A 24545-nucleotide genomic window follows, 5' to 3' on the forward strand; every position below is an offset into this window, starting at 1 on the left:
CATTGACTTATCGTATTATTATTGAACCCACCCAAAAACAGGGGAATATTATTACCTTAACCCCTGAACAAAGACATTACTTAAAGAATGTTGTACGCTTAAAAGAAGAGAGTGAATTTATTGTTATCGATGGTCAAACTAACACTTATCTTGTCAAACTAAATAAGGATAACGGTCAAATTATCAAACCATTAAACGAACAAACTGAATTACCAATTAATGTTACTTTAATGATAGCCTTACCTAAAGGAAAAGGATTTGATGAGGTTATTCGTAGCTGTACAGAATTAGGGGTTAACACTATTATTCCCATTATTAGTCAGCGAACTTTATTAAAACCTAGTTCTCATAAATTAGACCGTTGGCGTAAAATTGTTAAAGAAGCAACCGAACAATCAGAAAGACAACTGGTTCCTAACATTCTTGAACCAATTTCTTTCTCAGAAGTATTAAAAAATATCAAACAACCTAATCAAAATTTTTATATTTGTGTAACCCGAAAAAAAGCTCAACATTTACTAACTTATTTACTCCCAGAAATTACTAATTCTATTACTATTGCCATAGGATGTGAAGGAGGTTGGACAGAGAAAGAAATCAATGAAGCTATTAATTCAGGGTTTATCCCTGTTACCCTGGGTTCAAGAATTCTTCGTGCTGTTACTGCACCTTTGGTTGCACTTTCTTTAGTTGCTTCTGTTACAGAAAAATCTTATTCTGAAGATTGATTTTTATTAAGTGCAAAAGTCAAAAAAGACATTGTAAGTAGGTAGGCATAATTAAATGAATAAAACTTGTAGGGTGGGCAATGTCTCAAATGGTTTCTGGTTAAGATTTGTAAGCTTTTTCTTAGCATTGCCCACCTTACGTTTATTTATAAGGACCTACATATAAGTTTCTATGCTATGATAAAAATAAATGATAAATTTTTCCCATGTTATTGGATTCTGCTAATTTAGTTTACTGGGTTTTAATTGGTATTGGAGTCGCCTTTTTTCTTCTCATTATTGTTTCTGGTGGAGGAGACGAAGGGGGTGATCTTGATAGCGATATCGATATTAATTTTGATAGTAATGGTTTCAGGTTAGATGCTGATTTAGAAGCTGATGTAGCTACTGAAATTAGTAGTGATGGCGACGAGTTTAATCCTTTTCAACTATTAGCTTGGTTTGGCTTAGGAAAAGCTCCCTTAATGATTTTATTAGGAATTGATTTCAGTGCTTGGGGTATAGCTGGCTGGACTTTAAATGTTATCTTAGGTAGTCTCACTGGAACCATTCCTACTCAATTTTTTGGGTTAGGGGGTTTCGTCTTCTTTTTATCTTTATTCATTGGTTTATGGATAGGAAAATTATTATCTCATCCCATCGGACAGATATTTTCTTCTTTTGGAGAAGACGTAAAAAGCGAGCGTTTAATTGGCTGTGTAGGGATTGTAACATCCAAGACCATTCCTTATTTAATTGAGGGAAAAATAGGGCAAGCAGATGTCTATGATATGGCTGGTAATTTAGTAACTATTAGTGTTAGTTTACCCCATTGGGCTGATGTTATTCCCCATTACGGACAAGCCATTTTAATTATTGATCGTCAAGAACATAGTTACATCGGAATTAGTAAAGGTAGTTCTGACGAAGATAAATGGATTAATCAAACTAACTTACCAAAAGATTCTTGAAAAGAGGTAGAAAAATGAATCCTAAATTTGAATTACAATTGATCCAAGCGTTGCCTAAAATAGCCTTTGATTCTAATTGGTTTGTCTTAGATGAAATAGACTTATTTAAGCAAGATAAAAATCAGTTAAAAATCTCTCTTAATCAACCGGTTTTTGAAGAAGTATTACCCGCTAATTCTCCTTATATTGGACAAGTAGGTTCTACTTTAAATAGTTTACCATTTGTTGGTATTTTAGGAAGTATTGGCATCTTATTATTTCTCTTATTATTAAGTGTTTGGTTGTACACACGATTTTACACAATTGCCCCAAATAATGAAGCCTTAGTGAGAACAGGTGGTGTGTTTAAAAAGAGCAAAACCGTTATTTTAAATGGGGGATGTATTGTCATTCCTGGGTTCCATGAAATCACCCGTGTTCCCTTAAGAGAAATCTCTATTGATGTGGTTCGCTCTGATAAATTAGCGGTGAGAACTCAAGATTATTTAAGAGCGAATATGAGGGTAACTTTTTATATTTGTATTGCTCAAGAAGAAAAGGACATTTTAGCCGCAGCCGCCAGGTTATCAAAACAAGGAAAAATATCAGAAAATGACATCAAAGATGCAATTGAAAAACGGGCAGACGATGCCATTAGAGCAGCAGCGAAGAAGAAAAAAATAGCCGAAATTGACTCAGATAAATTAGGGTTTGCAGAAGCGGTTTTAAACCTCATTCAACAAGACCTTAAAAAAGTTGGTTTAACCCTCAATAATATTGCTATTTCTGAGATCGAAGAAAGTGACACTTACGATGAAAATAACTTTTTTGATGCTCAAGGGGTACGATTAAGAACCGAAACCATACAACGTTCCATTCAACAAAAAAGAGAGGTTGAACTAGAAACTCAAGTGGCCATAGAACAACGGGAATTAGAAGCCGAAAAACAAAGCCTACAAATTATTAAACAGAAAGAAGATGCGAACTTAACCCAACAAAAAGATATTGAATTTTTCCGCGCTCAACAACAAAGAGAAATTCAAGAAACCAAGGATAAAGAAGCGGCAAAAATCGAGAAAAATAGAATCTTGCAAGAACAAGAAGTAGAAGAAGAAAAAATTGAAAAAGAATTGATTATCCAACAAAAACGCATTAGTGTGAATATCGAATTAGAAGAGCAAAATAAACAATTAAAAGTCACTCAAACCCTGCAACAACAAGAAACGGAAGTCGCAGAAATTAACCGCAAAAAAATGATTCAATCGTCCCAACTACAGGCACAAGCAGAAGTAGCCGCTGCCGAACAACAATCAAAAATTGCTCAACAACAGGCTGCCATTGCTATTGCTAATAAAGAGAAAGAAAGGTTTAATTCAGAAGCTGAAAAAGCCCAAGCTGAAGCTGCTGTTATTACTGCCCAAGAAGTGGAAAAAGCCCAACGGGAACAACGGTTAGTCATCATTTCGGCGGAACAAGAAGCGCAAAAAATCCGCATTTCCGAGCAAAATGTTGTAGAAATCGACGTATTCCGCCGTCGTCGTCAAGCAGAAATTGCCCGACAAGCTGCGGAGTTAGAAGCGGAGTCCATTCGCACCCTTGCCGATGCCAATAAGTATAAACTATTGGCTGAAGCTGAGAGTAAAAAAGCTCTCATTGAAGCCGAAAATGCTCTGAGTAATGCAAACAGAACGGCTGACCTCATAAAAGACCTCTGGCCCGAATTAGCCCCCCAATTGCCCTATATTCTCCAATCTTTGGCCCCGCAACCTGGCGTATTAGGGGATGCAAAAATTTATGCGTTTCCAGGGGTAAATGGCAGTAATGGCAATGGTACGGGAGATATTAGTAAATTGATGTTATCTACCAGTGGTTTAACTTTGATTAATTCTTTATTAGATGACGGGAAGTTAGGCACATTAATTAATCAGATAAAAACCGCTTTAAATACTGAGGAAAAAGTAGAAATAACAGAAGATAAAAAGTCTGATAGTTCAGAATCATCTTCTACTGTAACTCCTCAAGAACAAACCATTAACACGGAAGAAGAAAATAACTTATCTTTTCTTAATGATTTTCCTCAAGAATCTTAAAAAAAACGGGGTGACTTATATGAAGTCAAAAGTTAACAGTTGAAATGGTTAAAATGTAACGTAATGACTGGAATATCATAATTCCTTGTAATCTACCCATATTATATTGATAGGAAAGGTTTTTATATGATTACACAATCTAAACAAAACAAACAAAATGTTTCTTTAGAAAATTATCGTCAACTAGAAGAGATTTCTGAATTTAAACATGAATATCATAATGGAGTTATCATTCCTATGACTGGTGGAACCATTAATCATAATAGAATTATTCGCAATCTTATTTATTTATTAGTCAATGCAGATAAAAATAAAACCTATGAAGCATTTTCTAGTGATCTTAGAGTGTGGATACCTGAGTATAAAAGAGGGGTTTATCCTGATGTAATGGTGATTTCAGAAGACCCAATTTTTAATGAGAATAGACAAGATGAAATTATTAATCCTTGTCTTATTTTTGAGGTTTTATCTCCTTCAACTTCAAGTTATGATCGAGGAGACAAATTTTTATATTATCGTTCTATTCCTTATTTAACAGAATATATTTTAATTGATCAAGCAAACTATTTTATTGAACATTATACCAAAACAGATAATAATCAATGGTTATTACAAGATTATCAAGATATAAAGGATATGATTAAGCTAAATTCCATTAATATTGATGTCAAAATTAGTGATATTTATGAAAATATTTCTATCACAAAAGAGTAATAAAATTGAAAAGATAATTTTTAAGTTTGATAATTATTCATATAGTCGTTAGCCTTATTCTATAAGCACCTAGGTTGTCTAAACAAAATTTTCTAGGGTGGGCAAGCTTTTTAAGGATGAAGTTAGTTTAGATAAGTCTTTGACTTGCCCACCCTCCCGTCTTATTTTCCAATGTGTTTCTTAAGAGAATAAAGACCATTAGACAGCCGAGAAATAAATCTTAGATTTTATGGGGTCAGGAATCATGGTTTTATCCCCTTCTTGCCAATCTGCCGGACAAACCTCTTCAGGATGGCTTTGAACGTGCTGTATCGCTTTTAGGGTGCGTAGGGTTTCTGTGACACTACGACCAAACGAAAGATTATTAACGGTTGAGTATTGAATAACCCCTTCTTTATCAATAATAAATAAACCCCGTAACGCCACACCCGAATCCGGATCGAGTACATTATAAGCGTTACTAATTTCTTTTTTCAGGTCAGACACCAACGGATAAGCAATGTCTCCGACACCTCCTTCGGTGCGAGGGGTTTGAATCCAAGCGAGATGGGAAAATTCACTATCAACCGAAACCGCTAAAATTTCTGTGTTAATCTTTGAAAATTCTTCGTAGCGATCGCTAAAAGCAATAACTTCTGTAGGGCAAACAAAGGTAAAATCCAAAGGATAGAAGAAGAGGACAACATACTTGCCACGATAGCTAGAAAGCTTTTTTGTCTGAAATTCTTGATCAATAACGACTGTTGCCGTAAAATCAGGTGCAACTTGCCCAACTCGCAAGCATCCTTCAATGGTCATCGTTTAGTCTCCAAAAATCAAATAACGGTGAAACCCGTCAGGATTAATGTCCTACTACAAATCTATCACAATTATTAAGGGTTGTGAGCTATCCAAGTTATCATATTATCATTTTCCTCTGATATAGTTGCAATGTTTCGTCTTCTCTGGTTTAATTTTTTTCTGGTCTTTTCCTGTCTGTTTTCTAATGTTGTACTCGCTCAAACCGAGTCTATTCCTAATGAAACTACCCTAAAAGTTGGGGTGGTGGGGTCTCCTCCTTTTGCTAAATACGATGAGCAAACTTTTGAAGGAATTAGTGTGGAATTATGGCAAGAAATTGCTGAAATTAATAATTTGCAATATCAGTTAATTGCTCAACCCGGAGTGAAAGTAGGAATTGATCAGATTGTAGCAGGGGAATTAGATATTTTAATTGGGCCTATTAGTATAACAGCAGAAAGATTTCAAAAAGTTGCCTTTACTCAACCCTATTTTGATGCTCAAATTGGTCTTTTAGTCTCAGGAGAAAAGCGATCAGTCTGGAGTCGAATTCGTCCTATTTTCCAAATAGCTGTTATTTCTTCGGTGGGGGGTTTATTCTTCATTCTTTTTATCGTAGGAAATTTAATTTGGTTAGCCGAGTCTCGACGCAACCCGGAACAATTTCCTAAACATTATATTCGAGGAGTTGGCAACGGGATGTGGTTTGCTTTAGTGACGTTAACCACTGTCGGTTATGGAGATAAAGCACCTGTTACGAAAATGGGTAAAGCCATTACCAGTCTATGGATGTTAATTACTATGGTAGCTGCTTCCTCTTTAACGGCTGGTATTGCTACAGTAATGACATTATTATTATCAGCAGAAGCAACAGAGCAATTTACACAACCCGAAGATATTCAAACTAAACAAATTGCTGTTATTTCAGGAACAACAGGGGAACAATGGGCGCAAACCTATGAAGCTCGTATTTTACCATCTCCTAACTTAGATCAAGCGGTTGAGCGTTTAAAATCAGGACAAGCTCAAGGCGTTCTGTTTGATGTTCCTGCGTTAAAATATTATCTTTATCAGCATCCTGAAGCCCCATTTAAAATTGCAGATGTATCCATAGCCTTGGAAGATTACGGCTTTGTTTTACCCTTAGATAATAACTTAATTCGAGAGTTAAATATTGCTATTGTCGAGTTAAAACAGTCAGGCAGATTAGAAGAGATTATTGACAGAGAAATTCAAGGAGGTTTTGAGAATTAATGATTAATTCGATTGCACAATTAACACAGAACAATGGGCATGATGTAAGACATAATTACTGACACTGCCTAAGAAAAATTCTTCGAGTCCAGAACGTCCCCGATGACCAATAACAATGACATCGGCCTGCCATTCATTAGCTATTTTACAAATTCTTGATCCAGGATTACCGTAAATTTGTTTATAGTCTGTTCTAATTTCTTTTTCTATGGCTTTTTTTTGATAAGATGCTAACATTTCGTTGCCAGATGTTTCAAACGCTTGCCATTGTTCTTTCCAGGTTTCTAGGGTTAAATCATTACCGGCTGCTGGATACATTTCCCTAAGATCAGGGGGAACCGGTAACGGACTATTTTCTTCTTCTCCTGAGAGAATATGTAATAATAAAAGTTGTGAATTTTTTTCTTGTGTTGCTAATGATAAGCCGTGATTAAACACCATTTCTGCCATTTTTGACATATCTAAAGCGATTAAAATTTTTTGATACATGGTTTTTATTAAGATAAATCGTTTTATTATGAATGCTCTATGGAACTAAGAATTAAAGAGTGTTTGTTACGCGAACATTAAAACCCAGTTTTGTAAGGTGGGCAAAGTTTTCTATTTCACGGGTAGTCTAGATAAATCTCTAATTTGCCCACCCTACCCTCTTAGATTAAATTATATTGTTCAGAGACTTAATTATTTTAAGTCTTTTTCAAATTTTTTAGGCCATCACCATGCCACCATCAACATTAAACACTTGTCCGGTAATATAAGCGGCCGCTGGATCAGTGGCTAAAAATCTGACCATTCCGGCTACTTCTTCGGCGGTTCCTAACCGTCCCAAAGGGATATATTGAAGAAGATCGTCTGTTTTTACTTTCTCAGTCATATCGGTGACAATAAACCCAGGGGCAACAGCATTGACAGTGACACCACGACTGGCCACTTCTTTGGCCACTGCTTTGGTTAAACCGATGACCCCGGCTTTGGCTGCGCTATAATTGGCCTGACCGGGGTTGCCCATTTCCCCCACCACCGAGGAAATATTGATAATACGCCCTGTTTTCTGCTTTAACATGGGTTTGGTGACCGCTTTGGTACAGAGAAACACCCCAGTGAGGTTGAGATCGATCACCGCTTGCCAGTCTTCGGGTTTCATCCGCATTAAGAGGGTGTCACGGGTGATCCCTGCATTGTTAACTAGGATATCGATGCGCCCAAACTTATCTAAAGTGGTTTTGATGAGGTTATCTACTTGTTCCCTTTGGGAGACATCACCTTGAACGGCGATCGCGTCTCCTGAGCTTTCTGTGATCTGTTTTACCACTTCGTCGGCTGCGCTGCTAGAACTGGCATAGTTGACCACAACCTTAACGCCTAGGGTTCCCAATGCTAAGGCGATCGCGCGACCGATACCCCGTGATGCTCCGGTAACGATGGCCACTTGTTCGTTGAGGGGTGGGGCGACAGTTGACATAATACTTCCCTTTTCTCCATTGCTTGATAATTATATTATGTTTTGAGGTGAGAATTACCAAAAAAAAGGGTTCCAAGCCTCCAACTTTATGTGGAGGTAATTCTAAATTCTACATTCTAAATTCTACATTCTGATTGACCAAACCCTCCACCACCGGGGGTTTCTATTATAAAATGATCCCCTGATGTCATTTCTATGGTTGCGGTACTGTTTAATATTTCTTCTGTTCCATCTTTGCGTTTTACCCAATTTTTGCCCACTTTTCCAGCTTCTCCCTCGGCTAACCCAAAGGGAGCAATGACTCGATGACTTGATAATATATTAGCAGTCATGGGTTCTAAAAATTTAATGTTTCTGATAACACCATTACCTCCCGAATATTGACCTTTGCCTCCGCTATTTTCCCTAATTTTAAATTCTTCTACTAACACAGGATAGCGAAATTCTAAAACTTCGGGATCGGTTAAGCGAGAGTTGGTCATGTGGGTATGAACTGCATCAGTTCCATCAAAGTTAAAACCAGCACCAGAACCGCCACAAATAGTCTCATAATATTGATAGTTTTCGTTACCAAATGTGAAGTTATTCATGGTTCCTTGAGAGGCAGCTAATATCCCTAATGCCCCGTATAAAGCATCAACAATCACTTGAGAGGTTTCTACATTTCCAGCGACTACAGCCGCCGGATATTTAGGGTTTAATAGACTACCTTGGGGGATGATTAAATGAAGGGGTTTAAGACAGCCTGCATTCAGAGGAATATTATCATTAACGAGAGTACGAAACACATATAAAACGGCTGCTTGGGTGACAGCTTTGGGGGCATTAAAATTATTTGTTAATTGTTCTGATGTTCCTGTAAAGTCAATGGTTGCACTACGATTTTTATCATCAATGGTTACTTTCACTTTAATCACTGCACCTTGATCCATTTCATAACTAAATTCCCCATCCGTTAACACATCAATGGCTTTTCTGACACATTCTTCAGCATTATCTTGAACGAATTTCATATAAGCTTGTACCGTTTCTAATCCATACTGAGTCACCATTTTTTGCAGTTCTTGTACTCCCTTTTCATTAGCGGCAATTTGTGCTTGAAAATCAGCAATATTTTGTTCAGGGTTTCTCGCAGGATAAGGATTTTTGGCTAAAATTTCTCTTACTTCTTGTTCTCGAAACTGTCCTTTTTCAACTAATAAAAAGTTATCAAATAAGATCCCTTCTTCTAAAATTGAGGTAGAATGAGGAGGCATAGAACCCGGTGTTATTCCCCCGATATCTGCCTGATGTCCTCTTGAAGCAACATAGAATAAAATATGTTGATTAGTATCATCAAATACAGGGGTTATAGCAGTAACATCAGGTAAATGGGTTCCCCCGTTATAGGGATTATTAGAGAGATAAACATCCCCAGGTTGTAGATTATTTCCCTTATCTTGAATGAGACTTTTAACGCTTTCACTCATACTCCCTAAATGAACAGGAATATGGGGTGCATTTGCCACTAATAACCCTTGTTGATCAAAGATAGCACAAGAAAAGTCTAACCGTTCTTTAATATTAACTGAAGAGGCCGTATTTTGTAGGGTGATTCCCATTTGTTCGGCAATAAATTGATAAAGATTTTTGAAGATTTCTAGATAAATGGGATTGGGTTTCGATAAATTTAACATAGTGAGTTATATGATTGAATCCTTATTCTTAATTTAATCCTATTACATGGTGAGTTGATATTATAATTATATTAGATTTTTTCGACACATATAGTTTTAGCTATGGTATATTAATTATGGAGTTTACTATCAATCGATTAGCATTAGAAGAGTTAGAACCTGATAGAATTTTGTATTTAGCAATTCCTAATGACATTTATCAGAATTTTTTTCAAGATAGCTTTATTCAAAAAGTAATCAATAATTATTCTATTAAATTACTAATCATTAATCCACAACAAGGAGAAATTATCTTATGGAAACCATCACTTATCAACAATTAATTCAAGATATCATTAAAAATTATGCTCAGAAACATCCTCAAGATAATCACATCGAAACGCAGATAGTTTGTGACACGATTAATAATCATTATTTACTATTATATGTAGGATGGCAAGGGGAAAAACAGATTTATGGTTGTCCTATTCATGTTGATATAAAAGATAATAAGTTTTGGATTCAAAGAGATTTGACAGAAGAAGGAATTGCAAGTCAGTTATTAGAAGCAGGAGTCTCTAAAGAGAATATTGTGTTAGGATTTCGTTCTCCTTTTAATCGAAAATTTACAGATTTTGCGACTGCCTGATTTAAAATTAAACTAACAATTAATTGGTGTTAGATGATAAATTTTTGCCAGTTTAGAAGCAGTTTTCAAATCATTTTGCCGCAAAGCTAAACGAACAGTATCTAATTTTTCTGCATCTTCAATAGATAAATAGGGCGACCAATCATCATCATTGTAAGTCATTGTTACTTCAACTTCAGCCATATATTCTCCTTCATGAATGATTTTATTTTTGGTTTTAGTTTTCATTGTTTTCTCCTTATAAAAGTTTTATCCCAACGATTAGAATCTGGTCGGTAAGCTGTAATTAAAACCGCAGGGGATTTGGTATTTTTGGGAATTCCCCAAAGAACATGAATTGCCTGATTTTCATGAGCTCGTTGTAATACTAAAACACAGGCTCCTTTAGGGTAATCTGGATAGTCTTCTATAACTTTTCCCTCTGTTATACTATTAATAATATCTCGAAAATAAATATTATCGTTAGATAGTTCATCATAGCCATGTGCTGAGATTTTAATCTCCTTATTTTTAACTAATTGGAGAATCTTTCTAAACGTTTGACTCATATCACTAAATATTAAGCAATCATTATTGGATTGGGTTTTAGACCCAATCCACAAGATTGGTCATTCTATTATACACAAATTCTAATAACATTAGAAGCTAATTCTGAGAACTTTGACTTTAAAAGCTGAATTTGCTCTATCTGATTAGATGCCCATTGTTTTCTGTCTTGAAGACTAGCAACTTGTTCATAGTTTTCTAACTCACCTAAAGGAACATTAAGCCATAAACTATTTTGTATAAGCACGTTCGCATCCTCAATATCACCAATTCTACGATTCTCAGTACCTATGTCAGCAACAGGATTATATTCTGTGATTTTATTTTGTAATGATTGACATAACTCATCTCTTACCGCATCAGACATTCTACTGTGCATTGTTTCATCTGCTTGAATCATTTCTTTTGGCCCTTTTTCTACTCCCTGATCAATTTCTTGCCTGGTACGTCTTTTTCTTGCAGTATCAAATCCGTTAAAAACCCAACCTGCAAAAACTGGTTTTCCTAATTCATCGAATTCTTGGTAATGTGGGTTTGAATTTTTGAAACGCTTTAGTCCACTTTCCCAATCGTTGACAAAAGTTGGAACCATTTGACCTATTAATCCAAGACAATAAACACTAAAATTATCAGATGTACATGGCACAATATAAAAATTGCTAGAGTAAAAAGCTGCTCTTACTAGAGAGCCAAATGAAGGGGGAAGATCAATTAAAGCAAAATCATACTCAGTTCCCTTTTTTGTATTTGATAGCTCCACAATTTTCCTAATTGCAACATATCGACTCAATCCTGTACCAGATAATAAATCAGAGCCAACATTGAGAGAATCTGCATAAATATTTAGCCAAAAATCACCTGCAATGATATCTACATTTTCGGAAGTGTGTTTACCTTTATGTAAAAAAACTTCTTCTCCACCAGTATTTTGTAAAAATCTCTGTAAAAATGATCTTATAGTAGTTCCATAGGGTACATTTTGTGAGGGAAGCTGTTTGACAAATTCTTTTTCACCTAGTAGTGCAATTGATAAATTGCATTGTGGATCAAAGTCTAATAATAAGACTTTTTTATTTTTTCTCCCCAAAGCATCAGCTAAATTCCAGGTGATAGTAGATTTACCGACTCCACCTTTATTGTTAAATACTGAAATGATTTTTGTCATTTTATTTTTGTTATTTTATGTTTTTCATATTGATCTACCATTATAACTGATTATACCATTATTTTTTCTATTTTTCTAGCATTAAATAATTATACTCAATCAATCTTGTATTCCAATCAGTTTTAACCGTAATTGTCCTAATTTTATCAATCAATTTTTGATATAATTAAATCAGTTTTAGTCAAGACTTCAAGCATAAATCTTAATCAATTAATACTCTCTTTAGACAAATTATTACCTCAAAACAAGAAAAATAATGAATAAAAAAATATTCAATAGACTAAATATTTCACCTTTAGAACTGACTAAAATTTGCCAAGAACATCATATCCTTCAATTATCGGTATTTGGTTCTGTTCTCAGGAAAGATTTTACCCAAACAAGTGATATTGATTTTCTTGTCATCTTCGATCCTCAAATTAAACTCAGTTTAATGGATTTAGTCGGTATTCAATATAAACTTGAGGAAAAAATTGGACGAAAAGTAGACTTAATTGAAAAACGGTCTATTGAAAATAGCCATAACTGGATTCGTCGTAAAAACATTTTAGAAACTGCTCAAATTATTTATGAATCAGGACAAATCCTATCTGCTTGATATCGCAAAACTATGTCGAACTATTCTGCGATTAACTAATGGTATGACTGAAACTGAGTTTTACACTGATGAAAGAACCCAGCTTGCAGTTTTATATGAAATTACCATTATAGGTGAAGTGGTTAAAAGACTTTCTAACGATTTTCGTCAATCTCATCCAAACATTCAATGGCGACAAATTGCAGGGATGAGAGATCGACTGGTTCATGATTATGATGAGGTTAATCTTGATTTAGTATGGCAAGTAATTGAAAATTTTATCCCTGAACTTTTAGATTATATTACGCCTTTACTTCCAAAGTCAGAAGACAATGAATAGTAATAAGAACGGACAATAATATGTATTAACGATCATTTTCCATGAGATAATTTGCCATAGCTTCATAAGCAGGTAAAGTGGTCGGATCATTAGCTGCATTACCGGCCACGGGATAAGAAGCAAAACGCGCGATGACCATATCTGCGGTGGGATCAATATAGAGAGATTGGCCATGAACCCCTCTGGCCATGAAGGCACCATGATCGTTATGGGTGATCCACCACATACTGCGATAACTCCACCCCTTGAGCAAAAAATAGCCGGCATCAGCAAAGGCCCGGCGATCACCTCCCAGACGAATATTTTTGATAACTGCTTCAGGAACAACCTGATCAGAGCCAACCTTGCCATTATTGAGCAGCATTTGTCCAAAACGAGCCATATCTCGTAATCCTGCGTTTAAACCGCCTCCGGCAAAGGGTGTCCCAATCGAATCTACAGTAAAATAACCATTGATATCGGCCCCCATTTTGCTCCAAATCTTCTCTGAAAGAACCTCATTTAGGGGTTGTCCTGTGACTCGACTAATTAACCAACCCAGAACATCGGTATTAATGGTTTTATAGCCAAAACTGGGGCCATGTTCTCCTTGTTTCTGCACCGTTTGCAGGAATTGAAAATAAGTTCTCGGCCCAGTATAGTTGTCTGGTTTAGGGAGAGGATTACCGGCCGCAGCGTGTTTCCAGACCTCGGCATCCGGATCGGCATAGTCTTCGCTATACTCTAATCCTGTGGTCATATCGAGGACCTGACGGACGGTTGCATCCGCAAAGGCACTTTCCCCCAGTTCAGGGATATATTCGACAATGAGTCGATTTTCTTCGAGTTGCCCTTCTTCGACTAACATTTCTCCGAGGAGTCCCACAAAGGACTTGGTGACAGACATGGCTGCATGGCGGTTAGTTGGGGAAAGACAACCGAAAAATTTTTCGTAAACTTTCTTACCATGATGAAGAACGATAATGCCATCGGTAAAGTTCGTTTCTAGGGACTGTTGCCATGTCATGGGTTCGGTTTCACCCCAAGGGGTAAAGGTTACTTCGTCAATATTTTCTAATGCTTCGGTTTCTAAGGCAATAGGGACGGATAAACCACGACTGATGGATGTAGTTGGCATTAACTGTTGAAAATGACAAACAGTCCAGCGCATTTGGGGAAATTTAAAGTAACTGCCATCCTCAAAACGAATAATTTTGTCGGGTGGTGGGGGAGAACCTTGCATCCAACCTAAAACATTGGGATTGGAGGTTTCTGCTGTCCAGATGATGTTATTTGACTCTGGGTTATGATCTTGCCCGTTCACCATTGTTGAGAGGTTCAAGGCGATCGCAACTAGGCACACAACCATAGAAAAAATCAATAACTTTTTTTTCAGCTTCATCTTAATGTTAGTCTAGGTAAATTATTCTTTGACAAGTTTATATCAAGAATGATTCATTTCTAAAAATAAATCTTTGATATACTTGAATCAGTTTTACTCACAACTTGAAGAATGAATCTTAATCAACTAATACCCTCTTTAGAACAATTATCACCTCAAGATAAATTAAAAGCAATTCAATTTCTGGCTGAACAGTTAGAGAAAGATAGCAGTGAAAATTTATCTGCTTTACCTAATAATCCAAGCTATGAAATTGGGTCACCCTATGATGCTTTTTCCGCAGAAGTTGTTTTAACAGATATGTTAGAAAAACATTCTCAAGGGTTAAATCAAGATTCACATCATGACTAAAAAACAGTTTCAGTACAGTCGAAAAATCAATCAAAAGGGAGAGACTGCTTTGATTCCTTATTTACCCTTGAGATTAATTAATAATGACGTTTCTCTTAATACAGGAGGATTATTAGATACGGGGGCAAGTGTTAATGTTCTTCCTTATGAGATAGGAATAGAGTTAGGGTTAAATTGGGATGAGCATACAACTGATGTTATCTTAACAGGAAATTTAGCTAAATTTCAAGCTAAAGGTTTACTTTTATCTGCACAAATTCAAGGATTTAACTCTGTTACTTTAGCACTGGCATGGACTCAAGCACAAAATATTCCTTTCTTATTAGGAAGAGTCAATTTTTTTCAGACTTTCGATGTCTGTTTTTATGGTTCTCAGTGTATGTTTGAACTTTCGCTATCATAATGTTTGGAAAGAATTAAATGATTATACTCAGTTAATTTCGCATTCCAATGAGGTTCAACCATAATAGTGCTAATCTTTTCAATAATAATTGCTGGTCCTTTAATATTATCTTGCGGTTGTAAATCTTCCCGTTTAAAAATTGGCGTATCTTGCCATTTATTTTCGGTAAATATTTGAACAATTTCTATCGGTTTAGGTAACTCATCTAAAGGACGAATACGACTTAGTAAGGGTTCATCGGGACTATCCATAATCTGAATAATCTCCACAGAAATAGATTCGATGATCAGCATTTTTTGTGGTTGAATGAAACCATATCTTAACTGATGTTCGTCTTCAAAACTTTTTTGCATGACTATAACATCATCAGCAAAGTCTACTAATAAGGTTGAGTCTGTTCCTTGATATTTTAAACTGACTTTTGCTATAAGTTTATCCCCTTTAATAGATTCGTGTTCATCAAGTTCTTGTCTTGCGCCCTTTTCTAACTCATTAATCCCTTGTTTTAATTCAGTAATCACCTCTTGATTCAATGCTTTTTCAATAGCACTTTCTTTAATCACTCTGATATCAGCTAATCCCATTCCATAGGCACTTAAACCACCAGCATAGGGATGAAGAAAGACTGTTTTAATACCCAGTGTATCCGCAATTAAACAAGCAACTTGACCCCCTGCACCCCCAAAGGTACATAAGGTATAATGAGTCACATCATACCCCCGTTGTAAGCTAATTTTCTTAATGGCATTCGCCATATTTTCCACAGCAATTTTAATAAATCCGGACGCGATTTCTTCAGGACTACTTTTATAATTTGTAGCTTGAGAAATGTCTTTTGATAGTTCTATAAATTTTTGAGTTACTATCTCTTTATCTAAGGGTAAATTGCCATATTGACCAAAAATATGAGGGAAATATTGAGGCTGAATTTTCCCTAACATTACATTAGCATCGGTTACCGTTAATGGGCCACCGCGACGATAACAAGCAGGGCCAGGGTTCGCACCAGCAGATTCTGGCCCTACTTTAAAACTAGCACCATCGAAACATAAAATGGAGCCACCACCGGCGGCAACGGTGTGAATACTTAATACGGGAACTCGCATTCTAGCACCAGCAATTTCATTATCTAGTTGCCTTTCATATTCCCCTTTAAAATGGGCAACGTCGGTGGAAGTTCCTCCCATATCAAAGGTAATAATTTCCTTAAATCCTGCTCTTAAACTGGTTTGAACTGCCCCAACAATTCCACCAGCAGGACCCGATAAAATACTGTCTTTTCCTTGAAATTTCTGGGCATCAATTAACCCTCCATCGGATTTCATAAACATCAATTTTGTGTCAGGCAACTGACTAGAAACTTGGTCGACATAGCGTCTTAAAATAGGAGATAAATAAGCATCAACAACGGTTGTATCTCCCCGAAAAACCAGTTTCATTAAAGGACTAACTTGATGGGAGATTGAAATCTGAGTAAATCCGACAGTTTTAGCAATTTCTGCTACTTGATTTTCATGGTTAGGATACCGATAACTGTGCATAAAAACAATGGCACAGCTTCTTATTCCTTGCTCATAAACTTGTTGTAAATCTTGTCTGACTTGCTCTACATTAACGGGAATTAATTCATTACCATTACTGTCATATCTTTCTTCAACTTCAATCACCGATTCATACAACATTGAGGGTAAAATGATTTGTCGCGCGAAGATATTAGGACGGTTTTGATAACCAATTTTTAGGGCATCTTTGAACCCTTCTGTTATTAATAAAACGGTGCGATCGCCTTTTCTTTCTAATAGTGCATTAGTGGCAACGGTTGTCCCCATTTTCACCACTTCTATGGTTTCTGTGGGGATAGGTTTATTATCAGCAATAGATAATATATCTCGAATCCCTTGAATAACAGCATCTTGATATCTTTCAGGGTTTTCTGAGAGTAATTTATAGACCACTATCCACTTATTTTTAAGTAAAGGTACAATTAAAAACTGTTCTTTTTTTTGAGATAATTGATTAATAATTTCTGCATCAGTGATAACGGCAACGATATCGGTAAAAGTTCCACCCCGGTCTACAAAAAATTTATTCATTGTCTTAGTTAATTCTCTAATTGATAGTTAAGATAATTCTCCTGTTTCTTGTAACGAATGTAAACGGTGATAAATCCCTTGATGATTTAACAGTTGTTGATGATTTCCCACTTCAATAATGTTTCCATCATCTAAGACAATAATTTTATCCGCTTCTCGGACGGTACTTAAACGATGAGCAATAATTATAGTGGTTCTTGTGCCTAAAATAGAGGACATAGCTAACTGAATTAATCTTTCTGATTCATAGTCTAAACTAGAGGTAGCTTCATCAAAAATCAAGACATCAGGGTCAACAATTAATGCTCTAGCAATACCGATTCTTTGCCGTTGTCCCCCCGATAAACGCACACCTCTTTCTCCAACAATGGTATAGTAACCTTGAGGAAACTGATTAATAAATTCATCAACCCTAGCAATTTTACAGGCTTTTTCGACTGCCTCAAAACTAACCATTCTATTGCCATAGGTTAAATTATCTAATAACGTTCCATTAAATATTTCTACCTCTTGGTGAACCATTGCTAATCTCTGACGATATTGAACCACATCTAAGGTTTGAATATCTTTTCCATCCATTAAAATTTGTCCTTGAGTGGGTTGAAAATACCGTAATAAGAGTTTAATTAATGTGGATTTTCCTGAGCCAGATTTTCCGACTATGGCCACGGTTTCACAAGGGTGAATTAACAGGTTAATATTGTGTAATACCCAATGATTTTCGTGGTAAGCAAAGGATAAGTTATTAAAGTGGATTTTTCCTGTAAATTGATAAGATTTATGGTCAATCGATTCTTTGGTTAAAATTGCGGCATCTTCTCCTGAAGGTGTATGTAGAAACTCATGAAAGCGAGATATCGAACTGTAACGCCGAGCGAAAATTTCTGCAAGTTGGGTAATGGGGTCTAATTCTGCATAGGCCATACTAGAAACGGTAATCAAAGTGATAAAATGACCCAAAGAAATATGACCTTGTACCGTAATGATTAAACTATAAACAAGGATTAAAAAAACAGAAGATTGAATAACAGTTTTTTGCCAAGTGACTAATTTGACATACCCTGTATGAATACGAAACAATACATATTTAAACTCTCTATCTAATCGTTTATCTTGTCGATTTAATTCTCTTCTTTCTGTCGCAAAGGCTTTAACTGTCTTGATATTGGTAATCAGTTCTGAACTAAAACTCTGGGTATTTTCACTATGTTTATCGAGCAACTCTTCTTGTTTGAGAATTTTGTTTAAATGTTTAATGCTAAAAACTAAAATCAGAGTAAAAGAAATAAGAAAAAGCAGAGCAATTTTCCATTCGATTAATAAAATAATCACAAAAATCCCAAAAACTCTAATGATTTTAGGTAGTAATTCTCCCGCGATTTCAGGATAAGTCCATAACTGATTTTCTACCCCTTTAGCAATGCGGTTTGTAATTCTTCCAGGGTTATATTCATCATAAAAAGATAAGGGCAGTGTAAGAATTTTTCTAACGGTATTTTTTAACTGTTCTCGACGAACTCTTAAGGCAATTTCCCAGTGAAACCAGTCCGTTAACCAGGGTTGAATGGGAGAACGAACCACTGTTACGACAAAGATAATTCCTAATAAAACCCCTAAAGAAAAGATTTGATTCTTAGGAAAATTAGTGATTTTTGCCAGAGAATTAACTAAATTTTGTAAAACATGATCGATAGGTTGATTAGACAGAACATTTATAATTTGCCCTGTGATATAAGGAACCATTAAATCGAGTATTTGTAAAGCTCCAGAGGCTAAAATGCTATAAACAGCAATATGCCTATAATTATGATAGGATTTTAGTAAATCTTTCCAAGATATCATTGTTTTTATTATGGTTATTTATCTTTGAAAAGTTATGATTAATCAGTGATTCTCTGCATTTTAACACAATTGTAGTAATTTGTGTTGCAAACGTCAATGATTTATGTGGGGTTTAAATTTAAAGTCGTGAATAGTATAATACAAGCAGACTTTAACAAGTTTAGTCATCTTACCGGTCACAATATACAAAGTTCTATTACTGCTCAGATATTAAATGTGACTACCCTATTTTGATTAAAATTTAGTTAAGCTCTCTATTTTTGTAATTAATTCATCTGCTTTCCTCAGTCTATCAGTCTTTTTCTAATTGATTCATTCGTGTTTCTAAGTCCCTTACTCGTTCTTTTAATTCGATAACTAGGGTAGATAATCGTTCAAATAAGGGATCACTGCGTCCAATTAATTCACCATCAACTATCTGAGGTGACGGATTATAATCAGGAGAGTTGTAGTTATTATTAGAGTCTTGTCTTAAGTTAGTAATTGCACTTTCTAAACGGCTGACTCTTGCTCTGAGACGATTAATATCTCCTCGTAAACGATTTTCAACACTGGCTGAAACTGGGTTAATTTGTTTGATTAAAATGATAATTAAGAGGATAATTAAGATTGATAATAGTTGAGTTTTTTTAATCATTTTTTTAGGGGCTATACAGTTTAGTGACTATACTCAGCATAACAAACCAAGATAAAAGATATTATCTTGGTCTTTTTTAAAAGTTTAATTATATTTTCCCTTAACTGATATCTTGCACGCCTTACATAAAAACTAAAGAAGAGACTCGAGGAAATCAATTCTTAAGCAGTTACAGTTAAAATAAACCCTGTTCCCCGTTCCCTATTCCCTACCCCCCCCTACCCCTTCCCCCCCCCTACCCCCCTTTTAAAGGGGGGTGTGGGGGGTGTGGGGGATGTGGGGAAGGTGCAAGATGTGAGTTAAGGCATTTCGTCTAAATTGGGGCCTCTTCTCCCTCTTGTTTGACGACGTTGCTGTAGAAATTGAGCAAACTGTTGACGTTGTTCGGTTGTTAAAACTTGACGCATTTCTAGCATACTTTCAAAGCGTAAGTTTCCCATTTGTTCACGAAGACTAACAATTTCTTGATGCTTACCTCTTAGGTCACTTTCTGATGTATTTCCTTGCATCATTTGACTGAATTCTTGACCCTTTGTACCCATTTGTTGTTTCAACTGTTGCATTTGAGGACGATATTTTTGTCGAATTGCACTCAGTTGCTGCATTTGCTCATCACTAAGATTTAATCTTTGTTGAAATTGTTCGGCTCGCTCTCTTCTTCTGGGTTTAATATCTTGCTGTTGAGCGACAATTTGAGTTTCGGAAAGTAACACCGATGAAGGGGAATTTTGAGGGGAGTTAGCTAAGGCCATGGTTCCCCCAATACCAAGGCTTAAAACGGTTACAATTAAAGCAAATTCTTTGGAAATCATAGTGATCTTTACTCGTTAAGTAATAATAGATTATGTCATGGCAAATCAAGGCTGAGAGATTAAATATTGATGACCCACATCATCAACAGAAATCCACTGATAATAAACGGATTGATTCTCAGTTTCCCAAGGAGAGGTATGGGTAGTTTCTTCCCAAGTATTAATCATAAAATTTTCTATTTCTGCTGTTTCTAAGATCTGAGATTGTTGAACAAATTGTTCATATTCAGAGGGTTTCATTAGGTTAACAAGTCCCCAAACTCCTAATACACTAGCAACAATTACACTGGGAATTACCCATTTAAATTGAGTCATTTTACGATGTTGAGATTCATGGGAAATCCTCAGATAAATTTGTTTTTCTAAGGCTGAATCTTCTGGGGGAGGGGAGGGACGATATTGTTGCAGAAAGGAGATTAATTCTCGATCATCTTTTGGGAATTGAGACATTATAAAGCTCCTTGTTTTTTCAAAAACTTACGCATTTGATTTCGGGCATAAAATAAACGAGATTTGACTGTACCTAGGGGTAATTCTAAGATACTAGCAACTTCTTTTTGGGGAACATCTTCTAAGTCGTGTAATACTAAAACAGCCCGATGATCTAAACTTAAAGTTTGTAACCCTTGTTGTACTAAATCTTGATAATGAAGTCGCATTAAATCTGGGGTATCTTCGGGACGAGAGGGCATAATATTTAAAATTGTACCATCATCATTTAAAGACAAATTTTGGGCAAATTTTCGCCGTTTATCCGTAGCAACATTCCAGGTAATACGATATAACCAAGTGGAAAAATAGGACGGTTGCCGTAGTTTTGGTAAACTTTTCCAAACTCTTAGAAATACCTCCTGTACTAAGTCATCAAGCATTTCACTCCCACATAATTGATAGAGAGTCGCTCTTACCCGTTGTTGATAGCGTCGATACAGTTGTTGAAAGGAAAGGGTATCTCCTTCCTGACAGCGACGCACTAATTCTGTTTCTGTTGCATTGGCAGTGTTGTCTGCTAACACGGTTACGCTCACTCTATCACTGAATTCACCTGTTTAGACTGGGTACATTATCAAAAGGTTCAATCTAATTTTTAATGTTAGAATAGTAAGGATAATGGTAAAAATAAGACTAATTTGTAATTAACGACAGTTATTAATGAATACCTTTCAGTCTCAGTGGCAAGTTTTACCGATTGTTTCTTTGCCCTCTTGGTTTGTTGATATTGTTAACAGTTATTGTGCTGATTCTCAGGGAATTTATGCTGCTCAATTATTATGGCATCGAGGAATTCAAACCCCAGAAAAATTAAAAGGTTTTTTAGACCCCAACGATTATCATCCTCTGAGTCCTTTTGAATTTGGTTATGAAATGAAATTGGCAACTCAACGCCTAGAAGTTGCGATAAATCATCAAGAAAAAGTAACAATTTGGGGTGATTTTGATGCGGATGGAATTACAGCCACCAGTGTTTTATGGGAAGGACTCGGACAATTTTTTATTCCTCATCTCCAACTGAATTATTATATACCAAACCGTGCCAAAGAATCTCATGGTTTAAATCTTCCGGGTCTTAAGAAGTTAGCAGAAGAAGGAACCCAATTAATTGTTACTTGTGACACCGGAAGCACGAATATAGAGGAAATTAATTACGCTAATTCTCTAGGAATTGATATTATTATTACGGATCATCATACGTTACCAGATGATCGACCTGATGTGGTTTCTATTATTAATCCTCGTTATTTTTCTGAAGATCATCCTTTATTTTCTTTGTCAGGGGTTGCGGTCGCTTATAAGTTAGTTGAAGCCTTATATTTGACCTTTCCAGATATCGCGGAAAGTCCTCTAGAAAATTTATTAGATTTAGTGGCCATTGGTTTAATTGCTGATTTAGTAGAATTAAAAGGAGACTGTCGTTATTTAGCACAAAAAGGGTTAAAAAAGCTCCAGCAACAACTTAAAAATACCACCCGTCCTGGCGTTGCTCATTTACTTAACTTATGCAAAAGAAATGGCGATCGCCCGACGGATATTTCTTTCGGTATTGGACCTAGAATTAATGCCATTAGTCGCATACAAGGGGATGCTCATTTTGCGGTTGAATTATTAACCAGTAAAGATGAAAAACGCTGTAAGGAACTGGCTTTTGATACTGAATTAGCGAATACTCGTCGTAAGTCTTTGCAAAAAGATATTAAGAAAAATGTTGAAAAAAAATTGCAAATGGTAGACCTATCTACCACTCAAGTTATTGTCTTAGAAGATCCCCAATGGCAAAGTGGAGTATTAGGATTAGTTGCGGGTCAAATTGCTCAAGAATACGGTCGTCCCACCATTTTACTAACCACCTCTGAAACTGAAAATATGAGGGAAAATGATCTAAAATTAGCTAGGGGTTCCGCCCGTTCGGTTTATAATATTGATTTGTATAAGTTAGTCGCTTCTCAGCGAGATTTATTAGATAGGTTTGGGGGACATCCTTTTGCAGCAGGGTTAAGTTTACCCGTAGAAAATTTATCTTTATTTAGAGAAAGTATTAATCGAAAACTAAGACAGGATATTATTGATGTTAATACCTTAAGTTCTACTATTAAAGCAGATTTAGTGGTAACAGTTTCGCAACTGGGTCAATCTTTATTTAGGGAATTAAAATTATTAGAACCCTATGGAATGGGTAACCCCGTTCCTAGATTATTGATCCAAAATTGTTGGTTTGAAAGTTTAGGCAATCAAAATATTAGAGATGCTAAAAATAATAAAATTAAATACATAAAAACTAAGTTTAATATTTATGATCGCTCCGTTGATCAAGGGTTTCCTGGTATTTGGTGGGAACATTATCAAGAAGAATTACCCCAAGGGGAAGATAAGCGATGTGATGCTATTGTTGAACTGGATTATAATACCTATGGAAAGGGACGTTATGAAGTGCGTTTAATTGAAGTTAGGGAAAGTTTAAGCACTGAAGATTATCAGTCATTACAAACTAATCAAATTACTTTAATAGACTATCGAAATCAAACTGAAAGTAAGGAGATAAATTTAGAAGTTGAAACATTAAATTCTTGTCCTGTCAGTTGGAATGAATTATATAAACAGTACCAAAAAAGTATTAATAATAAACATAATTTAGCTTTAAATTATTCCTATAAGGAGCAATGTGATCCATCAGAAATCATTAAACAATTAATCGGTATTGCTAAATATATTAACCGCACTCAAAAAACTATAACAAAAGAACAATTAAAAGAGAAATTATTGTTAAGCGATCGCACCTTAAAGTTAGGATTAGACTTTTTAGGAAAAATTGGTTTTTTAATCAGTGAAGATCAAGAGACCATTCAGATAAAAAACATAACCCATCAATCAGAAAATTATCACCTTTCACAAAAACAGTTCTTAGATACCCTCAAAGAAGAACATTTTAAACGAAAATATTTTACTCAAATACCTGTAGAAACTCTACAGAAGTTATTAATGTACGAAAGTTTAAATTATTAATACAAATTATCAGGTAAATTTCTATCTAAAGGACTAGATAGTAAGTCATAGATAGGTTTCATTGAAAATACAGAAAGCTAAAGACTTTCTATTTCATAAGGATGAGAAATTCTCTGGATGTCAATCATAGGAAGATTGACGATAATAACGATAAAGTTTAAGATAAGTAAAGAAGTTTGAAATTATATAAATCAATTGTTGCTGTATTTGAAGAAGAATTGAGAAAAACTAACTCTTAAGAGAGTGCTAATTTTGAGTAACTCTTTTTTAAAGCACTTCTAGAATACAGGTAACTTATCTTACTCTTCTTTTTTTTCACTCAAACATTCGTCATTTTTACTCGAATTGACTATCATGAAATTCACTCTTTCCTTACTCACACTCACATTTATTGGCGGAAGTGTACTATTACCCATTGAAGGGATCAACAAACAAGCGATCGCCTCTGAGGGAACCCCCCCGTAACCCCTTCAACAGAATTACCCGTTACCCTTCCTTTAGAAGAAGCGGCCATTGTTACCCCCGAAGAAACAACCCAAACCCTGGCCACACGGGTGGTTCTCAACCTCCAAGAACGCAAAGTTTACGTTTATCAAGAAGACGAAGTCATTGCTAATTATCCTGTGGCCATTGGTAAAC

The 24545-nt window shown here is 35.6% G+C and carries 26 protein-coding genes; 12 read left to right on the forward strand and 14 right to left on the reverse strand.

From position 1 onward, the window contains the following. The first annotated feature begins 2 nt into the window (after positions 1 to 2). From C4E06_RS06290 to C4E06_RS06305, 4 genes are all read left to right on the forward strand, one after another. On the forward strand, positions 3 to 728 hold the full coding sequence (locus C4E06_RS06290) for a 16S rRNA (uracil(1498)-N(3))-methyltransferase (RefSeq protein ID WP_107667281.1): 726 nt from the start codon (positions 3 to 5) through the stop codon (positions 726 to 728). Between the two features lie 206 nt (positions 729 to 934). Further along, a complete protein-coding gene (locus C4E06_RS06295) occupies positions 935 to 1678 on the forward strand; it encodes an OB-fold-containig protein (protein WP_107667282.1) in 744 nt (247 codons plus the stop codon). A 14-nt stretch (positions 1679 to 1692) separates the two neighbouring features. Continuing rightward, entirely contained in the window at positions 1693 to 3747 is a 2055-nt protein-coding gene (locus C4E06_RS06300) for a flotillin family protein (protein ID WP_107667283.1), read from the forward strand. A 126-nt stretch (positions 3748 to 3873) separates the two neighbouring features. Further along, complete coding sequence (locus C4E06_RS06305; protein WP_107667284.1) at positions 3874 to 4461, forward strand: Uma2 family endonuclease; 588 nt, start codon at positions 3874 to 3876, stop codon at positions 4459 to 4461. 198 nt (positions 4462 to 4659) lie between these two features. On the opposite strand, the gene C4E06_RS06310 is transcribed toward C4E06_RS06305, so the two are convergent. Next, positions 4660 to 5259, reverse strand: coding sequence for a peroxiredoxin (locus C4E06_RS06310; protein ID WP_107667285.1), 600 nt, complete (start codon positions 5257 to 5259; stop codon positions 4660 to 4662). 132 nt (positions 5260 to 5391) lie between these two features. Here C4E06_RS06310 and C4E06_RS06315 point away from each other — a divergent pair, with 132 nt between their 5' ends. Further along, positions 5392 to 6495 (forward strand): transporter substrate-binding domain-containing protein, encoded by a 1104-nt coding sequence (locus C4E06_RS06315; RefSeq protein WP_107667286.1) that lies wholly within the window; start codon positions 5392 to 5394, stop codon positions 6493 to 6495. 3 nt (positions 6496 to 6498) lie between these two features. Here the strand turns inward: C4E06_RS06315 and C4E06_RS06320 are convergent, their stop codons facing one another. From C4E06_RS06320 to C4E06_RS06330, 3 genes are all read right to left on the reverse strand, one after another. Next, the gene (locus tag C4E06_RS06320; RefSeq protein ID WP_107667287.1) at positions 6499 to 6984 is read right to left on the reverse strand and encodes a universal stress protein; all 486 of its coding nucleotides are present in this window, start codon (positions 6982 to 6984) and stop codon (positions 6499 to 6501) included. 217 nt (positions 6985 to 7201) lie between these two features. After that, positions 7202 to 7957: a 3-oxoacyl-[acyl-carrier-protein] reductase gene (gene fabG, locus C4E06_RS06325; RefSeq protein ID WP_107667288.1), complete on the reverse strand. Its 756-nt coding sequence runs from the start codon at positions 7955 to 7957 to the stop codon at positions 7202 to 7204. A 116-nt stretch (positions 7958 to 8073) separates the two neighbouring features. Beyond that, positions 8074 to 9633: a hydantoinase B/oxoprolinase family protein gene (locus C4E06_RS06330; RefSeq protein ID WP_107667289.1), complete on the reverse strand. Its 1560-nt coding sequence runs from the start codon at positions 9631 to 9633 to the stop codon at positions 8074 to 8076. A 116-nt stretch (positions 9634 to 9749) separates the two neighbouring features. Between C4E06_RS06330 and C4E06_RS06335 the strand changes: the two genes are divergently transcribed. Both C4E06_RS06335 and C4E06_RS06340 read left to right on the forward strand, forming a co-directional pair. Then, a complete protein-coding gene (locus C4E06_RS06335; RefSeq protein ID WP_198648372.1) occupies positions 9750 to 9956 on the forward strand; it encodes an element excision factor XisH family protein in 207 nt (68 codons plus the stop codon). Next, positions 9929 to 10261: a XisI protein gene (locus C4E06_RS06340; RefSeq protein WP_107667290.1), complete on the forward strand. Its 333-nt coding sequence runs from the start codon at positions 9929 to 9931 to the stop codon at positions 10259 to 10261. Before C4E06_RS06335 ends, C4E06_RS06340 begins: the two co-directional genes overlap by 28 nt. A 12-nt stretch (positions 10262 to 10273) precedes the next feature. Here the strand turns inward: C4E06_RS06340 and C4E06_RS06345 are convergent, their stop codons facing one another. From C4E06_RS06345 to C4E06_RS06355, 3 genes are all read right to left on the reverse strand, one after another. Continuing rightward, on the reverse strand, positions 10274 to 10489 hold the full coding sequence (locus tag C4E06_RS06345; RefSeq protein ID WP_107667291.1) for a hypothetical protein: 216 nt from the start codon (positions 10487 to 10489) through the stop codon (positions 10274 to 10276). Beyond that, complete coding sequence (locus C4E06_RS06350; protein ID WP_107667309.1) at positions 10486 to 10809, reverse strand: DUF4258 domain-containing protein; 324 nt, start codon at positions 10807 to 10809, stop codon at positions 10486 to 10488. The genes C4E06_RS06345 and C4E06_RS06350 overlap by 4 nt, the downstream gene beginning before the upstream one ends. Before the next feature lie 68 nt (positions 10810 to 10877). Continuing rightward, the gene (locus tag C4E06_RS06355; RefSeq protein ID WP_107667292.1) at positions 10878 to 11972 is read right to left on the reverse strand and encodes a ParA family protein; all 1095 of its coding nucleotides are present in this window, start codon (positions 11970 to 11972) and stop codon (positions 10878 to 10880) included. Positions 11973 to 12228: 256 nt separating this feature from the next. On the opposite strand from C4E06_RS06355, the gene C4E06_RS06360 reads away from it, so the two are divergent. Beyond that, entirely contained in the window at positions 12229 to 12570 is a 342-nt protein-coding gene (locus tag C4E06_RS06360; RefSeq protein WP_107667293.1) for a nucleotidyltransferase family protein, read from the forward strand. Beyond that, positions 12542 to 12889: a DUF86 domain-containing protein gene (locus C4E06_RS06365; protein ID WP_107667294.1), complete on the forward strand. Its 348-nt coding sequence runs from the start codon at positions 12542 to 12544 to the stop codon at positions 12887 to 12889. Before C4E06_RS06360 ends, C4E06_RS06365 begins: the two co-directional genes overlap by 29 nt. A gap of 25 nt (positions 12890 to 12914) precedes the next feature. On the opposite strand, the gene C4E06_RS06370 is transcribed toward C4E06_RS06365, so the two are convergent. Beyond that, the gene (locus tag C4E06_RS06370) at positions 12915 to 14270 is read right to left on the reverse strand and encodes a serine hydrolase (RefSeq protein WP_107667295.1); all 1356 of its coding nucleotides are present in this window, start codon (positions 14268 to 14270) and stop codon (positions 12915 to 12917) included. Between the two features lie 111 nt (positions 14271 to 14381). On the opposite strand from C4E06_RS06370, the gene C4E06_RS06375 reads away from it, so the two are divergent. Continuing rightward, the gene (locus C4E06_RS06375) at positions 14382 to 14621 is read left to right on the forward strand and encodes a hypothetical protein (protein WP_107667296.1); all 240 of its coding nucleotides are present in this window, start codon (positions 14382 to 14384) and stop codon (positions 14619 to 14621) included. Then, positions 14614 to 15024, forward strand: a complete 411-nt coding sequence (locus C4E06_RS06380) for a hypothetical protein (RefSeq protein WP_107667297.1) — start codon at positions 14614 to 14616, stop codon at positions 15022 to 15024. The genes C4E06_RS06375 and C4E06_RS06380 overlap by 8 nt, the downstream gene beginning before the upstream one ends. Here the strand turns inward: C4E06_RS06380 and C4E06_RS06385 are convergent. From C4E06_RS06385 to C4E06_RS06410, 6 genes are all read right to left on the reverse strand, one after another. Further along, positions 14994 to 17117 (reverse strand): hydantoinase/oxoprolinase family protein, encoded by a 2124-nt coding sequence (locus tag C4E06_RS06385; RefSeq protein ID WP_107667298.1) that lies wholly within the window; start codon positions 17115 to 17117, stop codon positions 14994 to 14996. The two genes, C4E06_RS06380 and C4E06_RS06385, sit on opposite strands and share 31 nt — an antisense overlap. Positions 17118 to 17144: 27 nt before the next feature. Further along, complete coding sequence (locus C4E06_RS06390; protein WP_107667299.1) at positions 17145 to 18959, reverse strand: ABC transporter ATP-binding protein; 1815 nt, start codon at positions 18957 to 18959, stop codon at positions 17145 to 17147. Between the two features lie 292 nt (positions 18960 to 19251). After that, positions 19252 to 19596 carry a hypothetical protein gene (locus C4E06_RS06395; protein ID WP_107667300.1) on the reverse strand — a complete coding sequence of 115 codons (345 nt, stop codon included), beginning with the start codon at positions 19594 to 19596 and terminating at the stop codon, positions 19252 to 19254. 299 nt (positions 19597 to 19895) lie between these two features. Continuing rightward, positions 19896 to 20408 carry a Spy/CpxP family protein refolding chaperone gene (locus C4E06_RS06400; protein WP_107667301.1) on the reverse strand — a complete coding sequence of 171 codons (513 nt, stop codon included), beginning with the start codon at positions 20406 to 20408 and terminating at the stop codon, positions 19896 to 19898. 45 nt (positions 20409 to 20453) lie between these two features. Next, positions 20454 to 20858, reverse strand: a complete 405-nt coding sequence (locus C4E06_RS06405) for a hypothetical protein (RefSeq protein ID WP_107667302.1) — start codon at positions 20856 to 20858, stop codon at positions 20454 to 20456. Next, positions 20858 to 21424, reverse strand: a complete 567-nt coding sequence (locus C4E06_RS06410) for a sigma-70 family RNA polymerase sigma factor (protein ID WP_107667303.1) — start codon at positions 21422 to 21424, stop codon at positions 20858 to 20860. The genes C4E06_RS06405 and C4E06_RS06410 overlap by 1 nt, the downstream gene beginning before the upstream one ends. 136 nt (positions 21425 to 21560) lie before the next feature. Between C4E06_RS06410 and recJ the strand changes: the two genes are divergently transcribed. Next, the gene (gene recJ / locus C4E06_RS06415) at positions 21561 to 23906 is read left to right on the forward strand and encodes a single-stranded-DNA-specific exonuclease RecJ (RefSeq protein WP_107667304.1); all 2346 of its coding nucleotides are present in this window, start codon (positions 21561 to 21563) and stop codon (positions 23904 to 23906) included. Positions 23907 to 24545: the final 639 nt, after the last annotated feature.

The sequence above is a fragment of the Cyanothece sp. BG0011 genome, from assembly GCF_003013815.1.
In the GTDB taxonomy this organism is placed as follows: Bacteria; Cyanobacteriota; Cyanobacteriia; order Cyanobacteriales; family Microcystaceae; genus Crocosphaera.

Excerpts from the sequence above, each read along its gene's own strand:
- C4E06_RS06295 (WP_107667282.1), top strand. The coding sequence starts at position 935 with ATGTTATTGGATTCTGCTAATTTAGTTTACTGGGTTTTAATTGGTATT.
- C4E06_RS06300 (WP_107667283.1), top strand. The coding sequence starts at position 1,693 with ATGAATCCTAAATTTGAATTACAATTGATCCAAGCGTTGCCTAAAATA.
- C4E06_RS06305 (WP_107667284.1), top strand. The coding sequence starts at position 3,874 with ATGATTACACAATCTAAACAAAACAAACAAAATGTTTCTTTAGAAAAT.
- C4E06_RS06310 (WP_107667285.1), bottom strand. The coding sequence starts at position 5,259 with ATGACCATTGAAGGATGCTTGCGAGTTGGGCAAGTTGCACCTGATTTT.
- C4E06_RS06315 (WP_107667286.1), top strand. The coding sequence starts at position 5,392 with ATGTTTCGTCTTCTCTGGTTTAATTTTTTTCTGGTCTTTTCCTGTCTG.
- C4E06_RS06320 (WP_107667287.1), bottom strand. The coding sequence starts at position 6,984 with ATGTATCAAAAAATTTTAATCGCTTTAGATATGTCAAAAATGGCAGAA.
- fabG (WP_107667288.1), bottom strand. The coding sequence starts at position 7,957 with ATGTCAACTGTCGCCCCACCCCTCAACGAACAAGTGGCCATCGTTACC.
- C4E06_RS06330 (WP_107667289.1), bottom strand. The coding sequence starts at position 9,633 with ATGTTAAATTTATCGAAACCCAATCCCATTTATCTAGAAATCTTCAAA.
- C4E06_RS06335 (WP_198648372.1), top strand. The coding sequence starts at position 9,750 with ATGGAGTTTACTATCAATCGATTAGCATTAGAAGAGTTAGAACCTGAT.
- C4E06_RS06340 (WP_107667290.1), top strand. The coding sequence starts at position 9,929 with ATGGAAACCATCACTTATCAACAATTAATTCAAGATATCATTAAAAAT.
- C4E06_RS06345 (WP_107667291.1), bottom strand. The coding sequence starts at position 10,489 with ATGAAAACTAAAACCAAAAATAAAATCATTCATGAAGGAGAATATATG.
- C4E06_RS06350 (WP_107667309.1), bottom strand. The coding sequence starts at position 10,809 with ATGAGTCAAACGTTTAGAAAGATTCTCCAATTAGTTAAAAATAAGGAG.
- C4E06_RS06355 (WP_107667292.1), bottom strand. The coding sequence starts at position 11,972 with ATGACAAAAATCATTTCAGTATTTAACAATAAAGGTGGAGTCGGTAAA.
- C4E06_RS06360 (WP_107667293.1), top strand. The coding sequence starts at position 12,229 with ATGAATAAAAAAATATTCAATAGACTAAATATTTCACCTTTAGAACTG.
- C4E06_RS06365 (WP_107667294.1), top strand. The coding sequence starts at position 12,542 with ATGAATCAGGACAAATCCTATCTGCTTGATATCGCAAAACTATGTCGA.
- C4E06_RS06370 (WP_107667295.1), bottom strand. The coding sequence starts at position 14,270 with ATGAAGCTGAAAAAAAAGTTATTGATTTTTTCTATGGTTGTGTGCCTA.
- C4E06_RS06375 (WP_107667296.1), top strand. The coding sequence starts at position 14,382 with ATGAATCTTAATCAACTAATACCCTCTTTAGAACAATTATCACCTCAA.
- C4E06_RS06380 (WP_107667297.1), top strand. The coding sequence starts at position 14,614 with ATGACTAAAAAACAGTTTCAGTACAGTCGAAAAATCAATCAAAAGGGA.
- C4E06_RS06385 (WP_107667298.1), bottom strand. The coding sequence starts at position 17,117 with ATGAATAAATTTTTTGTAGACCGGGGTGGAACTTTTACCGATATCGTT.
- C4E06_RS06390 (WP_107667299.1), bottom strand. The coding sequence starts at position 18,959 with ATGATATCTTGGAAAGATTTACTAAAATCCTATCATAATTATAGGCAT.
- C4E06_RS06395 (WP_107667300.1), bottom strand. The coding sequence starts at position 19,596 with ATGATTAAAAAAACTCAACTATTATCAATCTTAATTATCCTCTTAATT.
- C4E06_RS06400 (WP_107667301.1), bottom strand. The coding sequence starts at position 20,408 with ATGATTTCCAAAGAATTTGCTTTAATTGTAACCGTTTTAAGCCTTGGT.
- C4E06_RS06405 (WP_107667302.1), bottom strand. The coding sequence starts at position 20,858 with ATGTCTCAATTCCCAAAAGATGATCGAGAATTAATCTCCTTTCTGCAA.
- recJ (WP_107667304.1), top strand. The coding sequence starts at position 21,561 with ATGAATACCTTTCAGTCTCAGTGGCAAGTTTTACCGATTGTTTCTTTG.